This window comes from Anaeromassilibacillus senegalensis, from assembly GCF_001261775.1.
Classification (GTDB): domain Bacteria; phylum Bacillota; class Clostridia; order Oscillospirales; family Acutalibacteraceae; genus Anaeromassilibacillus; species Anaeromassilibacillus senegalensis.
Map to the genome: position 1 here is coordinate 700,704 of NZ_LN868537.1, position 16,505 is coordinate 717,208.

12 protein-coding genes are annotated in these 16,505 nt (G+C 45.7%); 6 read left to right on the forward strand and 6 right to left on the reverse strand.

Annotated elements, in window-relative coordinates; genetic code table 11:
- Positions 1-77: 77 nt before the first annotated feature.
- The 4 genes from BN2106_RS08980 to BN2106_RS08995 are packed head-to-tail and all read left to right on the forward strand — an operon-like array spanning position 78 to position 7,138.
- Complete coding sequence (locus BN2106_RS08980) at positions 78-1,625, forward strand: type I restriction-modification system subunit M (RefSeq protein WP_050698207.1); 1,548 nt, start codon at positions 78-80, stop codon at positions 1,623-1,625.
- Between the two features lie 2 nt (positions 1,626-1,627).
- Positions 1,628-2,818, forward strand: coding sequence for a restriction endonuclease subunit S (locus BN2106_RS08985; RefSeq protein WP_050698208.1), 1,191 nt, complete (start codon positions 1,628-1,630; stop codon positions 2,816-2,818).
- Position 2,819: 1 nt separating this feature from the next.
- Entirely contained in the window at positions 2,820-4,037 is a 1,218-nt protein-coding gene (locus tag BN2106_RS08990) for an AAA family ATPase (protein WP_050698209.1), read from the forward strand.
- Between the two features lie 2 nt (positions 4,038-4,039).
- Positions 4,040-7,138, forward strand: a complete 3,099-nt coding sequence (locus BN2106_RS08995) for a type I restriction endonuclease subunit R (RefSeq protein ID WP_050698210.1) — start codon at positions 4,040-4,042, stop codon at positions 7,136-7,138.
- Between the two features lie 253 nt (positions 7,139-7,391).
- Here the strand turns inward: BN2106_RS08995 and BN2106_RS16755 are convergent, their stop codons facing one another.
- Together BN2106_RS16755 and BN2106_RS16760 are read right to left on the reverse strand one after the other, a co-directional pair.
- Positions 7,392-7,796, reverse strand: a complete 405-nt coding sequence (locus BN2106_RS16755; protein ID WP_242846286.1) for a hypothetical protein — start codon at positions 7,794-7,796, stop codon at positions 7,392-7,394.
- A gap of 20 nt (positions 7,797-7,816) precedes the next feature.
- Entirely contained in the window at positions 7,817-8,584 is a 768-nt protein-coding gene (locus tag BN2106_RS16760) for a relaxase/mobilization nuclease domain-containing protein (protein ID WP_242846287.1), read from the reverse strand.
- A 367-nt stretch (positions 8,585-8,951) separates the two neighbouring features.
- Between BN2106_RS16760 and BN2106_RS09005 the strand changes: the two genes are divergently transcribed.
- Positions 8,952-9,254: a hypothetical protein gene (locus BN2106_RS09005; protein ID WP_050698211.1), complete on the forward strand. Its 303-nt coding sequence runs from the start codon at positions 8,952-8,954 to the stop codon at positions 9,252-9,254.
- Between the two features lie 269 nt (positions 9,255-9,523).
- Complete coding sequence (locus BN2106_RS09010; protein ID WP_154666464.1) at positions 9,524-10,090, forward strand: IS3 family transposase; 567 nt, start codon at positions 9,524-9,526, stop codon at positions 10,088-10,090.
- A gap of 208 nt (positions 10,091-10,298) precedes the next feature.
- Here the strand turns inward: BN2106_RS09010 and guaA (BN2106_RS09015) are convergent, their stop codons facing one another.
- From guaA (BN2106_RS09015) to BN2106_RS09030, 4 genes are all read right to left on the reverse strand, one after another.
- Positions 10,299-11,603, reverse strand: coding sequence for a glutamine-hydrolyzing GMP synthase (gene guaA / locus BN2106_RS09015; RefSeq protein ID WP_050698212.1), 1,305 nt, complete (start codon positions 11,601-11,603; stop codon positions 10,299-10,301).
- 109 nt (positions 11,604-11,712) lie between these two features.
- The gene (guaA, locus tag BN2106_RS09020; RefSeq protein WP_195891824.1) at positions 11,713-13,248 is read right to left on the reverse strand and encodes a glutamine-hydrolyzing GMP synthase; all 1,536 of its coding nucleotides are present in this window, start codon (positions 13,246-13,248) and stop codon (positions 11,713-11,715) included.
- 80 nt (positions 13,249-13,328) lie between these two features.
- Positions 13,329-15,155, reverse strand: coding sequence for a glutamine--fructose-6-phosphate transaminase (isomerizing) (glmS, locus tag BN2106_RS09025; RefSeq protein ID WP_050698214.1), 1,827 nt, complete (start codon positions 15,153-15,155; stop codon positions 13,329-13,331).
- 46 nt (positions 15,156-15,201) lie between these two features.
- Entirely contained in the window at positions 15,202-16,479 is a 1,278-nt protein-coding gene (locus BN2106_RS09030; RefSeq protein ID WP_050698215.1) for an adenylosuccinate synthase, read from the reverse strand.
- Positions 16,480-16,505: the final 26 nt, after the last annotated feature.

Genomic DNA, 16,505 nt, shown 5'->3' on the forward strand with positions numbered 1-16,505 from the left:
TATGACAACACAAAATTCAGCGAGCTCAGCCCTAAAGGTTTGAGAATTGCTCAGTACGATTATATGGAGGAATAAAAATGTCAAGTGCAGCACAGAGAGCCGAACTGCAATCTAAAATATGGAAAATAGCCAATGATGTTCGTGGCTCCGTAGATGGATGGGATTTTAAGCAATATGTTTTAGGAACACTTTTTTATCGTTTTATCAGCGAAAATTTTTCTAACTACATCGAAGGCGGCGATGAGAGCGTTAAGTATGCAGAGCTTGACGATAGCATCATCACCAAAGAAATTAAAGAGGATGCTATCAAGACGAAGGGTTATTTTATCTACCCCAGTCAGCTGTTTGCCAACATTGCTAAAAACGCAAATACCAATGACAGCTTAAATACCGAATTGAAAGCAATCTTTGATACCATTGAAAGTTCAGCCAACGGATATCCTTCGGAACTGGATATCAAAGGCTTATTTGCCGATTTCGATACCACCAGCAACCGCTTGGGAAATACAGTCAAAGACAAAAACAGTCGTTTAGCCGCTGTTATAAAAGGCGTGGAAGAGCTGGATTTTGGCAAGTTTGAGGATAACCAAATTGATCTCTTCGGTGATGCCTATGAATTTTTGATCTCCAATTATGCTGCCAATGCGGGCAAGTCAGGGGGAGAATTTTTCACGCCTCAAAGCGTTTCAAAGCTGATTGCAAAGCTGGCCATCCACAAGCAGACAACGATCAACAAGATTTACGACCCTGCTGCCGGTTCTGGCTCGCTGCTGTTGCAAGCAAAAAAGCAATTTGATGCTCACATTATTGAAGACGGCTTCTTTGGACAGGAAATCAATCACACAACCTATAACCTTGCCCGCATGAATATGTTTTTGCATAATGTTAACTATGATAAATTCAATATTGCACTGGGCAACACTTTGACAGACCCTCAGTTTGGCAGCGACAAGCCCTTTGATGCCATTGTGTCCAACCCGCCATATTCCATCAACTGGATTGGCAGTGATGACCCAACCCTCATTAACGATGACCGCTTTGCCCCTGCCGGTGTTCTTGCACCAAAGTCGAAAGCGGACTTTGCCTTTGTGCTCCATAGCCTGAGCTATCTTTCCGGCAAAGGGCGGGCGGCTATCGTCTGCTTCCCTGGTATCTTTTACCGTGGTGGTGCAGAGCAGAAAATCAGACAGTATCTCATTGACAACAACTTTGTGGAAACGGTTATCTCGCTGGCTCCAAACCTTTTTTACGGCACCTCTATTGCTGTTAATATCTTGGTTTTGTCCAAACACAAGAGCGACACAAAAGTGCAATTCATTGATGCCAGCGGTGAAGACTTTTATAAAAAAGAGACCAATAACAATGTGCTGACAGAAGACCATATTGAAAAAATCCTCACGCTGTTTGACCGAAAGGAAGACATTGACTATGTAGCAAAGTCTGTGGATAAGGATAAAATTGCGGAAGAAAATTACAATCTTTCCGTAAGCTCTTATGTAGAGGCTAAAGACACCAGAGAAGTCATTGATATCAATGTGCTGAACGCAGAAATTAAAACAACCGTTGCAAAAATTGATAGGCTTCGTGCTGAGATCGATGAGATCATTGCGGAAATCGAGGTGTGAGCATGAGTAGATTAGATGAGCTGATAAAGGAACTTTGTCCAGATGGAGTGGAGTGTGCTCCACTTGAAGAATGCTGTAATATCTTAGATAGACAGCGTAAGCCTGTTACAAAGTCAGCGAGAGAAATAGGCCAATACCCTTATTATGGTGCAAATGGAATTCAAGACTATGTTTCGGAGTATATTTTTGACGGTACATTTGTTTTAGTTGGTGAAGATGGTAGCGTCATAACTAAAAATGGTAATCCAGTTGTCACATGGGCTAAAGGGAAAATATGGGTCAATAATCATGCTCATATTATTGAAGAAAGGGATGGAGTTTTATTAAGATACTTGTACCACTTTATCCAGACAGTTGATGTTACACCATTGATTCATGGCAACATTCCCAAACTTACAGGTGGCGACTTTAAAGCAATCCTAATCCCCCTCCCCCCTCTCCCTGTGCAAGAGGAAATTATCCGCATATTAGACAATTTCACGGAGCTTACAGCGGAGCTTACAGCGGAGCTTACAGCGAGAAAAAAACAGTATGAATATTATAGGGATAGTTTGCTGTTGCGGAACAACAACATTTCTATGGTTCCATTAAAAACCGTAGTAAAGAGAAGCTGTTCGGGAGGAACTCCCACAAAAGGAAATAGCTCGTACTATGATAATGGGGATATTCCTTGGTTACGTACCCAAGATGTGAAGTTTAATGAAATATATGAAATAGATAGCTTTATAACAGAAGAAGCGGTAGCAAAAACATCTGCCAAATGGATCCCCTCTAACTGCGTTATTATAGCTATTTCAGGAGCAACGGCTGGACGATGTGCAATTAATAAAATACCTACAACCACCAATCAGCACTGCCTAAACTTGGAGATTGACGATTCAAAAGCTCTATATAAATATGTTTTCTATTGCGTTTATAGTCAATACGAGGAATTGATTTCAAAAAAACAAGGGGCAAGAGGTGACTTAAACTCATCGTTGGTATTGAGTCTTGATATCCCTATTCCATACCCAAACGATGTAGAAAAATCACTTGCCGAGCAACAACGCATTGTCGACATCCTTGACCGCTTCGATACTCTTTGCAACGACATTTCAAGCGGTCTGCCCGCCGAGATAAAGGCAAGGCAGCAACAATATGAATACTACCGTGATAAGCTGCTTGCCTTTCCAAAGGCTGAATTAGAGGTGTAGTATGGGAAAAAGTTTAAATGAAATCGCACAAGAGCTAAAAAACAATAATAAAAAGGTACAGCTAATTTACGCCTTCAATGGAACCGGCAAAACAAGACTCTCCAAAGAGTTTAAAGAATTAGTTGCGCCTAAAGGCGATGTAGAAATCGAGGATACAGGATTAGCGAACAAGAAAATTATTTACTATAATGCCTTTACTGAGGATTTGTTTTACTGGGACAATGATTTAGTGAATGATACTGAGCCGAAGCTTAAAATACAACCAAATGTTTTTACGCACTGGGTCTTTGTAGACCAAGGACAAGAGTTAAACATCAGCAAAAATTTTCAATATTATACAGATGAAAAATTAACACCTCACCTTAATGCACAATATACTACTAAAAATGATGGAGGAAAAGATTTTATAGTACCAGCCTTTTCAGAAGTTACGTTTTCCTATGAGCGTGGCAATGAAGATTTTTCAGAAAACATTAAAATATCAAAAGGTGAAGAAAGCTGTTTTATCTGGAGTGTTTTTTATTCACTGCTTAAACAAGTGGTGGAAGTTCTTAATATTGATAAGGATAGTATAGACCAAGAACGGGAAACAGATAGTTTTGATAATTTGGAATATGTATTTATTGATGACCCCGTGACTTCATTAGATGAAAATCACTTAATTGAATTTGCAGTGGATTTAGCTGAAATAATCAAGGAAAGTATATCTGACTTGAAATTTATTATCACTACGCATAACCCTCTTTTTTACAATGTGCTTAGCAATGAATTTAATAATAATAATAAAAAAACAGGTTATAATCCTAACAAGCATTTTAAGAAGCTCTGTCTGACAAAGACTGAAGACTCCACTTATGAAATAAACAGCTCCAATGACTCACCATTTTCTTATCACCTGTTTTTATTAAATGAAATTCAAAAAGCCGTTGAAACTGGGCAAATATACAAATATCATTTCAATTTTATGCGTAATATTTTAGAAAAGACATCAACCTTCTTAGGGTATGATGTTTGGGGCGATTTGCTATCCCCTGTCAAAGGTGATAAAGAAGCGTACATAAAAAGAATCCTAAACTTGTCAAGTCATTCAAAACACTCAGCTGAAGAAATTGTTATGATTACAGACGATGACAAGCGAGCACTAACAAATCTTGTTAAGGAAATTTCAGCAATATACAGATTTAACGGCAAGCAAAATAAATACGGTGAGGAGGTTTGAAAATGTCCGAGTTTAACATAATCGCTGAATCTAACAACTTTATCGTTTTAGATAAATATACAAAGATTGAGCAGCAAGGTGCCAGCTACCAAACCGAAGCGGATTTAGAGCGTGAGCTCATTGCCGATTTGGTGAACCAAGGCTACGACCATCTACCAAAGCTCACGACCCCAAAGGCAATGCTTGAAAATGTCCGGGTGCAACTGCAACTGCTGAACAAGATGGAGTTTTCGGATGACGAGTGGAAGCGTTTTTGTGAGGAGTACTTAGATAAACCAATTGACAGCCACATCGACAAGACACGCAAAATTCATAACGATTATATCTACGACTTTGTTTTTGACGATGGACATATCCAAAACATTTATCTGGTGGACAAAAAGGATATCGCAAAAAATAAGCTGCAAGTCATTTCACAATTTGAACAAACCGGAACCCACGCCAACCGATATGATGTTACCATTTTAGTCAATGGGCTTCCGTTGGTTCAAGTTGAGCTAAAAAAACGTGGAATTGCAATCAAAGAAGCGTTCAACCAAGTAAATAGATATAGCAAGGAGAGTTTTAATTCGGAAAACTCTCTGTTTAAGTATCTGCAACTCTTTGTTATCTCCAATGGAACCGATAGCCGCTATTTTGCAAACACGACAAAGCGAGATAAAAACAGCTTTGATTTTACGATGAACTGGGCAAAGTCAGACAATGCACTGATTAAAGATTTGAAGGATTTTACGGCAACATTCTTTCAAAAAAACACATTGCTCAGTGTGCTTCTGCTATACTCTGTTTTTGACAGCAGCGACAATCTGCTCATCATGCGCCCTTATCAGATTGCCGCAACAGAACGAATTTTGTGGAAGATTAAAAGCTCCTACTACGCTAAGAAATGGCGCACCACGGAAAGCGGCGGATACATTTGGCATACCACCGGCAGCGGAAAAACACTGACAAGCTTTAAAGCCGCACGCCTTGCCACCGAGCTGGATTTTATCGACAAAGTGTTCTTTGTTGTGGACAGAAAAGACTTGGACTATCAGACGATGAAAGAGTATCAGCGTTTTTCTCCCGACAGCGTAAACGGCTCTGAAAACACCGCTGGGTTAAAGCGCAACATTGAAAAAGATGACAATAAAATCATTGTGACTACCATTCAAAAGCTGAATCATCTGATGAAAAGCGAAGCGGATTTGCCTATTTATAACAAGCAGGTCGTTTTCATTTTTGACGAAGCACATCGCTCACAGTTTGGCGAAGCGCAAAAAAATATTCACAAGAAGTTCAAACAGTATTACCAGTTTGGGTTCACCGGCACCCCCATCTTCCCCGAAAATGCTCTTGGCGCCGAAACCACGGCTTCTGTGTTTGGGCGTGAATTGCACTCCTATGTTATCACTGATGCCATCAGAGATGAAAAAGTGCTTAAGTTTAAGGTTGATTATAACGATGTTCGCCCCAAGTTCAAATCAATTGAAATGGAGCAGGACGAGAAAAAGCTGACTGCTGCCGAAACAAAAGAGGCACTGCTGCACCCTGAAAGAATCAAAGAGATTTCACAGTATATTTTGAATAATTTTAGGGTGAAAACACATCGTTCCCATGCAGGGGCAAAAGGGTTCAATGCCATGTTCGCTGTAAGCAGCGTTGATGCGGCAAAGCTCTACTACGAGGCACTGAATGACTTGCAAAAGGAAAGCGAAAAACCTCTCAGAATTGCAACGATTTTTTCTTTTGCGGCCAACGAAGAACAAAATGCCATTGGTGAAATTGTTGACGAAACATTTGAACCCACCGCTATGGATAGCAGTGCAAAAGAGTTCCTAACTTACGCTATTAGCAATTATAATACTATGTTCAAAACGAACTTCGGCGTGGAAAGCAAGGAGTTTCAAAATTATTATCGTGACCTTGCAAACCGTGTAAGAAAACAGGAAATTGATCTTTTAATTGTGGTTGGAATGTTTTTGACGGGCTTTGATGCACCAACTCTAAACACGCTCTTTGTTGATAAAAACCTTCGTTACCACGGTTTGATTCAAGCATTTTCAAGAACGAACCGTATTTATGATTCCACAAAGACCTTTGGAAATATTGTTACTTTCCGAGATTTGGAGAAAGCTACCGTTGATGCCATCACTCTTTTTGGCGATACCAATACTAAAAATGTTGTGCTTGAGAAGAGCTATAACGAATATATGCAAGGCTTTACCGACATTGCTACCGGCGAAGCCCGTCGTGGCTATGTGGAACTGGTAAAAGAGTTAAATGAACGCTTTCCTAATGTCGACGAAATCGTAACAGAGAAGGATAAAAAAGATTTTTCCAAGTTATTTGGTGAGTATTTGCGAGTTGAAAATATCCTTCAAAACTATGATGAGTTTGCGAGCTTGAAAGCATTACAGTCGGTTGATTTGCATGACCCTCAAGCCGTTGAAGCGTTCAAGTCTGCCCACTATGTAAGCGATGAGGAAATTGCAGCTATGCAAGAAATCGCCGTGCCGGAAGAAAGAATTATTCAAGATTATCGTTCTACCTATAATGATATTCGTGATTGGCTCCGCAAAGAAGGTGCTGGTAAGGAAAAAGAGGCATCCTCGATTGACTGGGATGATGTTGTCTTTGAGGTTGACCTCTTAAAATCACAAGAGATAAATCTGGATTATATTCTCGAACTCATCTTTGAGAAAAATAAAAAGCTGCAAAATAAAGAAACCTTGGTTGATGATGTGCGTCGTCTCATCCGTTCAAGTGTAGGCAATCGTGCAAAAGAAAGTTTGGTGGTTGATTTTATCAATCAAACAGATTTAGATAAAATCGAAGATAAGGCAAGTATCATAGATGCCTTTTTTTCGTTTGCTCAAGCTGAGCAATTAAGAGAAGCGGAAGAATTGATTCATGCTGAAGAGCTCAACCAAGATGCTGCAAGGCGCTACATCCTCACATCGTTGAAGAAGGAGTACGCCAGTGAAAACGGAACAGAACTCAATGAAGTTTTGCCTAAAATGAGCCCGCTGAACCCTAAGTATTTAACGAAAAAGCAAACCGTATTTCAGAAAATAGCTGCCTTTGTCGAAAAGTTTAAAGGTGTGGGCGGCTCGATATAGGGTAAGGATTTGTATTAAAAGACCAGAATGGAATTTCTACGTAAGGCGTAATGGCAAGCAATGCACGGGTATATACCTTCCGTGCTTTTTGCTTGTTGGTGCATTACCCCAAACCCCAAAAGGACAGAGCATTTTGCTCTGTCCTTTTAAGCTGCTATGCGTCTGCTACGTCCGCCTTACGGCGTGCTATTTTTTAAAGATTATCGTTCATCCTGCGACATGAGTTTTGTCGTTTTTGTTGGCTGCTGCACATTCAAAATCCAATCAATATTATGCTTCGCCATCTGCAAATCCACCATCTCCTGCCGAGCCTGTTTGTACTCAGCATAGAGTTTGTTTTTTGTGAAGACAGTGTATCATATTCCGTTTTTTGTGCATCCATAGACGGCAACTTTTCCAGCCCAAGCTTATCAAATTCTTGCTTGGCAGTCTTATGTAATAGTAGGTCAGATTCATGTGCTGCCAAAAACTTTTTGCTATATCCCGACTGCCGATACTGCACATAAATATCACGGGTTTTGCGATAGGTGTCAATGCTCTTTTGCAGGCTGGTAATTTCAGAAAGTCGCTTTTCATTCGCCTTAATTTTATCCGAAAGCATATCAAACCGCCGCCCTGCCTCCTCCTCCTTTGCAGATAAAACCTCGTAATCATCCAATCCATTTTCCTGCAAATAAATCAGAGTTTTTGCAGCCTCTTTGAGATTAAAAGTCTTTGCCCACTTTTCATATCCGAACCTTTGCCTTGTTGTATCTTCGCTTCAATGTCAATAAGCATGTTCGGCTTTTTACCGGCAGGAGAAAGAGCCTTTTTCTTCGCCATAGGTTTTACAATCTGCTCACACTCAAGCCGTTTTAAAAGTTCGTGTACTGTATAATTCTCACCCAAAGAATCCAGGCGGATAAACCGCTTTCCCTGCGGCAGCTTCACCGCTAAGTGTGCCTTGTGCTTTACTTCGCAACCAGCTTTACGTAGAGCATCCTTTAATTCCTCTAAGGTCAAACTTTGTTCAAGGTTTGCATCAATCAGCTCTGCTAAACTCTCCCGAAGCGTAGGCTGTTTTTCATCACCAATCCATGTGCCATAACTGCCACGGCTCTGCTTTGGCTTCTCAATAATGGACAGCCCATTTTCTGCACATAGCCTATCTGAAATCTTTCGAATGGCAAAGCTGAATCCCCAGAAGTTGCGAAACTTTTTGGTGTAATCCAGCGCAGTAGAATTAAAGATAATGTGCGAGTGGACATGAGACTTGTCCACATGAGTACAAACCAGAAAAGCGTGTTTTCCCTTGGTCAGCGACATAGCAAGATCATAGCAAATCTTGTTGGCGGTGGCAGGGTCAATCTCGCCGGTCTCAAAGCTCTGCCGCAAGTGGTAGGCAATAATATTACGCTCCCCTTGGTCTCTGCCGGTGAGCTGTGCATATTGCCGCTTGGATAGCAAAAACTCCTAATCCGCCATCATAGGGTCGCATTCATAAGAGGAATTCCATTCACCATCATCAGTCTTTTCTGGATTTTCTACATAATCCGTAGACTTGCCCAGTGCCGTTGCCACACTTCGCCCTTTGCCAGTGTGCAGGGGCATTATCTTGTTGTTGCCATATACACCTCCATAAAAATTGTGGGGCGGAGCATTGCCATATCGCATTGCCCGCCCCTTGGTTTATCTCAACTTTGACAAGGATTTGAGTACCTCTCCAAAGTCGGATTTAATGGAATCCATCTGATTTGGAGTATACCCCGAAAAACGGACAGTGAAATAAAACACCTCCTGTTGTAGAATAGGAACTACAGCAGGAGGTGTTGTCATGTCCAGACAATATGCAAAAGTAGTATTTTTAAGTGAGGAAATATTACGCCGAAAAGCAGCAGGAGAAACCGATCGAGAGATCGGTAAGAGCTACGGATTGACAAAGGAACAGGTTTATAAATTGGTAAAACGTCAACGCCGCAAGACTCATCTAATTGCCAGCGGCTATGTCCCACAACCCAAAGGTCGGCCATGCAAGAATCCGGAAAATGAGGAACAGCGCCGTAATAGTGAAGTGATTCAGCTGCGGATGCAGGTAGAACTGCTCCGAAATTTTCTGTCCGAAGCTGGAAGGAGGTGAGGTTGAAGTATCGTGTCATTGAACGATTCCGTAGGAAATTTCTCATTGAAGCCATGTGCCGTTTATTTTAAGTATCTCGCAGCGGTTATTACGATTAGCGAAAACGACAAGGCAAGCCCGCAAGAGATCAATGGCTCATGGAACTCATTCTTGACTGTCAGCAGCGCTGCAAACAAACCTACGGCGTTGGATTCAGCGCCATACCGGCAAGAATGTCAATTTGAAAGCCATTTTGCGCATCATGCGTAAATTCGACTTGCTTTGCTCAGATACGCCGCCGCAAGCTCTATACGCACTACAAACAGGCGGTACACAAATACCCGAATCTGCTGAGGAGAGCTTTCAACCAGCCATTACCCAACCAATTCTGCGTGACCGATATTATTACTTACATCTCTATGGCTAAGGGAATTCTGTATCTATATGCCGTGATTGATCTGTGCGGTAAATTGGTCCTGGCCTACTGCGTCGGCAGCGACATGACTGCCTCACTTGTTACGGACACCATACGCGACGTATGGCAAAAAGAAAAGGTCGCTGATGGACTTTCCCTCCACAGCGACCAAGGGTCTCAATACACCTCACAAGCATACTTTGACCTAAGTCAAGAATATCACTTTCGCCCCTCAATGTCCAGCCCTGGATGCCCCTATGGCAACACCGCCATGGAAAATTTCTTCGGTACGCTCAAGACCGAGTGTCTGTACCGCATGAAGTTTTCCTGCCGTTCTGAGGTCAAACAGGCCGTTGCCGAATACGTTCAGTTCTACAATTTTGAGCGCATCAATTTGATAAGCGGCCTCACTCCGTTTGAAATCTGGAGCAAGGCCGCGTAATCCAGCGCTATTCTACGATAGGGTGTTTTTTTATTTGTCCGCTCACCAGGGAGCTGTCCAGTTGTCGTTCAGCAGGGCGGTTTTGCTTGTCCCTTGCAATCATTCTCTTGAGTACCGGGCCGACACGAAGTAGTATCAATTTAGTATCAAGCGGCAAAGTGACAGGCCAAAAAGCCTGTATTCATGCGGCTTTGCGCCCTTTCGGACTTCATTCCCACTCAATGGTGGCCGTAGGCTTTGGAGAAAGATCGTAGCAAACGCGATTGACCCCCTTGACCTCTTTCAATATCCGGTTTGTGATCTTCTGCAATACCGGCCAGTCGATGGTCTCAATGGTCGCCGTCATGGCATCGATGGTGTTAACCGCACGGATAATGACCGGGTATTCAAAACAGCGGGCACTGTCGCGGACACCAACCGATTTAAAATCCGGAACAACCGTGAAATACTGCCAGACCTTCTTGTCCAGCCCTGCAATATGGAACTCTTCCCGCAAAATGGCGTCTGACTCCCGTACTGCCTCCAAGCGATCCCTGGTGATCGCACCCAAACAGCGCACACCCAAGCCGGGACCCGGGAACGGCTGCCGATACACCATCTCCGCCGGTAAGCCAAGCTCTACGCCGCAGGCACGCACTTCGTCTTTAAACAGCTGACGAAGCGGCTCAACCAGCTCAAATTTGAGGTCTTCCGGCAGACCGCCCACATTGTGGTGAGATTTCACCATTTTGGCGGTTTTGGTTCCACTCTCAACAATATCCGGGTAGATGGTTCCCTGCGCCAGGAAATCGATTCCCTCCAGCTTGCGTGCTTCTTCTTCGAACACACGGATAAACTCCGCACCGATGATCTTACGCTTTTGCTCAGGATCAGCAACATCCGCCAGCTTGGAGAGAAAACGCTCAGAAGCGTCTACATATACCAGGTTGGCATTTAGCTGATTGCGGAAAACAGAAACAACCTGTTCCGGCTCTCCTTTTCTCAGCAAGCCGTGATTGACATGGACACAGGTGAGCTGCTCCCCGATCGCTTTCAGCAATAGTGCTGCGACAACGGAGCTGTCCACACCGCCGGAAAGCGCAAGCAGCACCTTTCGGTCCCCCACCTGACGGCGGACCAGCTCGATCTGATCGGCGATAAAGTTTTTCATATTCCAGTTGGCTTCTGCTTTACAGATGTCAAACACAAAGGGCTTTAGCGCATCGCAGAGCGATGCTTCATCCTCCGGAAGCTTGTCCATCATTTGTTCGGCTTTACCGTTGTGTGCAATGGAGAGAATCGGCAGACCGCAACCGTAAAGCTCCTCCAATACATCGATCTGCATGCCGTCCACCACATTGTTCGGGCCGCCGTTTAAAATAATACCCTTGGCATTTGGCAGTGCCTTGAGTTCACTCGCGGTCATATCATGGGGATAAATTTCACTGTACACGCCAAGACTGCGAATCGCACGTGCTACCGTCGTATTTTCCGTACTACCAAGGTCCAAAATAACAATCATATCCTGTTTCATCTGGTCTCCTTCCTGCTCCGCGCACATGATTCCAGTATGTTGGTTCCGTGCGGAGCCACCACCAACATCCCATCTATACTGATGCTCTTTACATCTCTAATTGAAAATCCTACTCCCATTCAATGGTTGCCGGCGGCTTACTCGTGATATCATAAACTACGCGGTTGACATTCTTTACCTCATTAATGATCCGGCTGCTGGCAGATTCCAACACATCATACGGAATACGCGCCCAATCGGCCGTCATGAAATCCGTGGTAGTCACACCGCGCAGTGCGATGGTATTGTCATAGGTCCTTCCATCACCCATCACGCCGACGCTCTTAATTCCGGTCAGTACTGCAAAATACTGATTGACTTTGCGATCCCAGCCCGCTTTGGCAATCTCCTCACGGAAGATCGCGTCCGCATCCTGAAGGATTTCCAGCTTGTCCTTTGTAACGTCGCCCATGATACGGATGCCAAGCCCGGGACCTGGGAACGGCTGCCGCCACACCAGATTTTCCGGAATTCCCAGCTCCAAACCGACCCGGCGCACCTCATCTTTAAAGAGGTCGCGCAGAGGCTCGATGATTCCTTCAAAACCCACGTCCTCCGGCAATCCGCCGACGTTGTGGTGGCTCTTAATGGTTGCAGCCTCCCCTTCGCCGCTTTCCACCACATCCGGATAAATGGTCCCCTGACAGAGATACTCGATTCTCCCCAGTTTTCCGGATTCCTCTTCAAACACGCGGATAAACTCTTCTCCAATGATTTTACGCTTTTGTTCCGGTTCCTCCACGCCCTTCAAACGATCCAGAAAACGGTCCTGTGCATTGACACGAATCAAATTCATATCAAATTGCTGCCGGAAGACGCGCTCCACCTCATCGCCTTCGTTCTTCCGGAGCATTCCGTGATCAACGAAGATACAGGTCAGGTTTTTCCCGACCGCCTTGTGTACCAGCACAGCCGCCACGGAGGAATCCACGCCGCCGGAAAGCGCACAGAGAACTCGCTTATCTCCAACGGTTTCTTTAATTTGCTGAATTGTCTCCTTGGCAAAGGAAGACATCACCCAATCCTTGGAGCAGCCACAGATATGATAGAGAAAATTTTTCAGCATGTCCATTCCATAGACGGAATGTTCCACCTCCGGGTGAAACTGAAACGCATAAAGGCGCCTGCTGTCGTCTGCCATAGCGGCGACCGGACACGCGTCGCTTGTTGCGGCGACTGCAAAGCCGGTTGGAACTGCGGAAATATAGTCCGTATGGCTCATCCAGCAAACCGACTCCTCCGGGACTCCCTGAAACAGCGCCGCTTCTCCCTGAACACGCACAGGCGTTTTTCCATACTCGCGAACCTCGGAGCTGCTGACTTCTCCCCCCAGGAGATAGGCCATCAGCTGTGCGCCGTAGCAAATTCCGAGCACCGGAATTCCCAGGGAAAAAATCTCCTTCTCGCAAACCGGCGCACCCTCCGCATAGACCGAATTGGGGCCACCGGAAAAGATCACGCCCTTATACCCCGCGTCCGCGATTTGTTTTGCCGGCGTTTTATAAGACTTAATCTCACAGTACACATTGCAGTCGCGCACTCTGCGCGCAATCAGCTGGCTGTACTGTCCGCCAAAGTCTAAAATCAGGACTGTTTCATTTTTCAACATACTGAATTTTCTCCTTATTCAGGAAACTTCTGTACCTGTAACGATACAGAAGCTTCCCCTTAACATCTAATCTTTGCTTATTCTACCGTGACCGACTTTGCCAGATTGCGCGGCTTGTCGATGTCGCAGCCCTTCATAGAAGCCACATAATAGGCGAAGAGCTGCAACGGAATCACCGTCAAAGAAGGCAGCATAACATCATTTGTCTGCGGAATATAAAACACATCATCCGCGGTCTGTTCGATCTGCGTATTGTTCTCCGTCGTCATTCCCAGAACCACCGCGCCGCGCGCCTTGACCTCCTTGACATTGCTCATCATCTTATCGAACAGCTTCTGATGGGTCGCCAGCGCAATAACCAACGTCCCTTCCTCCACCAGAGAAATGGTTCCATGCTTTAGTTCTCCCGCCGCATATGCATCGGAGTGAATATAGGAAATCTCCTTTAGCTTCAGGGAGCCCTCCAGAGACATGGCATAGTCCAGATTTCTGCCGATGAAGAAAACATCCTTTGCATTAAAATGCCGGGACGCCAGGTACTGAATGTTTTCCTTATGCTGCAAAATCTGCTCAATCTTGTCCGGAAGCGTCTGGAGCTCCGCAAGAAATGCACGGTACTCTTCCTCCGTCACTTTCCCCAAGAGGTCTGCCATATAGATCGCCAGCAAGTATACCACCGCAAGCTGCGTACTATACGCTTTTGTAGTGGCAACGGCAATTTCTGGCCCCGCCCAGGTATAAATGACGTCGTCAGAATCGTTGGCGATGGAGCTGCCCACCACGTTGACAATGGAGAGGATTCGCGCGCCAAGGCGCTTTGCTTCACGCAGGGCCGCCAGCGTATCCGCCGTTTCGCCGGACTGGCTGATGACCAGCACCAGTGTCTTCTCGTCGATGATCGGCTGACGGTAACGGAACTCGGAAGCAACGTCCACCTCCACCGGAATGCGGGTCATCTTCTCCAATACATACTTTGCCACCATTCCCACATGGTAAGCGGAACCGCACGCCACGATAAAGATTTTCTGGAACGCTTTGAGGTCCTCCGCCGTCAGGCTGATGTTATCCAACACCACACGGCCCTCTTTGATACGCGGAGAGATGGTATCGCGGACCGCCTTGGGCTGCTCCATGATCTCCTTGGCCATGAAATGCTCATAGCCGCCTTTCTCCGCCGCAGAGACATCCCAGTCGATGTAGACCGGCTCCTTTGGAACCAGTTCCTGGTCCATATCGTAAATCGAAACGCCTTCGCGCTTGATGACCGCAATTTCATTGTCATTTAAACGATAGATATTGCGCGTTTTATTGAGAATGGCGGGTACATCGGACGCGATGAAATTTTCGCCTTCCCCAAGGCCGATGATCAACGGGCTGTCCTTGCGGACCGCAATCAACTGATCTGGCGCGTCCGCGCAGATGATGCCCAACGCATAGGAACCTTCCACCTTCTGCAGCACTTTGATCACCGCATCCAGAATATTACCTTTGTAGTAGTATTCCAGCAGCTGCGCGACAACCTCCGTATCCGTTTCAGAAACAAACGAAACGCCGCGGCGGACCAGATGGTCCTTCAGCGCCATATAGTTTTCAATAATGCCGTTGTGCACCACGGCAAATTTTCCGGAGTCGCTCACCTGCGGATGAGAATTGATATCCGACGGCGCGCCGTGCGTCGCCCAACGGGTATGCCCAATACCGATACACCCCGGCACGTCTTTGCCGTCGTGAATCAAATCCTTTAGTACCTGCAACCGCCCCTTCGCTTTGACCACCCGCAGCGACGTGCCGTCATAAACGGCCACACCCGCGGAATCGTAGCCGCGGTATTCCAGCTTTTCCAAACCCTTGAGCAAAAAAGGCGCCGACTGATCTTCGCCGATGTATCCCACAATACCACACATAACAAATCCCCCTTATGCGGGCCCCAATCCCGCATGTCTTTCAAAATTATCTGTAGATAATATCTTCGCGGGCCGGACCATTGGAAACAATCTTGACCGGCACACCAATCGCCTGTTCCGCAAACTCGATGTACTTTCGTGCATTTTCCGGCAAATCCTCATACTTTTTAATGCCGCGGATGTCACAGTTCCAGCCGGGCAGTGTCTCCAGAATCGGCTTGCACCGCTTCAGCTGCGCCGTCGTCGGGAAGTAATCGATCCGCTTGCCGTCGAGCTCGTAAGCCACGCAGACCGGGATTTCTTCCAGATAGCCCAGCGCGTCCAAAACGGTAAACGCCACACATGTCGCCCCCTGTGCCTGGCAGCCATACCGTGAAGCAACCAAATCCAGCCAGCCCATACGGCGCGGACGTCCGGTGGTTGCGCCGTATTCGCCGCCGTCGCCGCCTCTGCGGCGCAACTCGTCAGCTTCTTCCCCAAAAATTTCGCTGACAAACTCGCCGGCTCCCACTGCACTGGAATACGCCTTCACAACGGTAATGATTTCCTTGATCTCATATGGCGGAACGCCGGCTCCCACTGCGCCGTAACCGGCCAGCGTGGAACTGGAGGTCACCATGGGATAGATCCCGAAATCCGGATCCTTCAAGGCGCCCAGCTGGCCCTCCAGCAGAATGTGTTTCCCTTCCTTGACTGCATTTTGCAGCAAGGTAAAAGTATCTGCCACATAAGGCGCCAAAAGCGCCTTATACTCCATCAGCTTGCTGTATACCTCATCCACTGTCAGTTCCGGCTGATGATACAAATCTTTATATAATACGTTTTTCAGGGTAATAACATGCTCAATTTTTTCCTTTAAACTGTCCTCGTCGTTAAAAAGCTCACTGACCTGAAAACCGATTTTTGCAAATTTATCGGAATAAAATGGGGCTATACCGGACTTTGTGGAACCAAAGGACTTGGAAGAAAGGCGCGCTTCTTCAAAGCTGTCCAGCGCCACATGATACGGCATGACCACCTGCGCGCGGTCGGAAACCAAAATATTGGGCTTCGGCACGCCGCGCTCTTCCAAGGATTTTAATTCCTTAATAAAGTTCTCCACGCTCAGCGCTACGCCGTTGCCAATAATATTGGTAATATGGCCATAGAATACACCGGATGGAAGCTGATGCAGCGCAAATTTTCCGTAGTTGTTAATGATGGTATGTCCCGCATTGCTGCCGCCCTGAAAGCGGATGACAATATCGGACTGCGCGGCCTCCACGTCGGTGATTTTGCCCTTGCCCTCGTCACCCCAGTTGGCGCCCACAATCGCTGTTACCATAGATTTACACCTGCCTTTTCATTCTG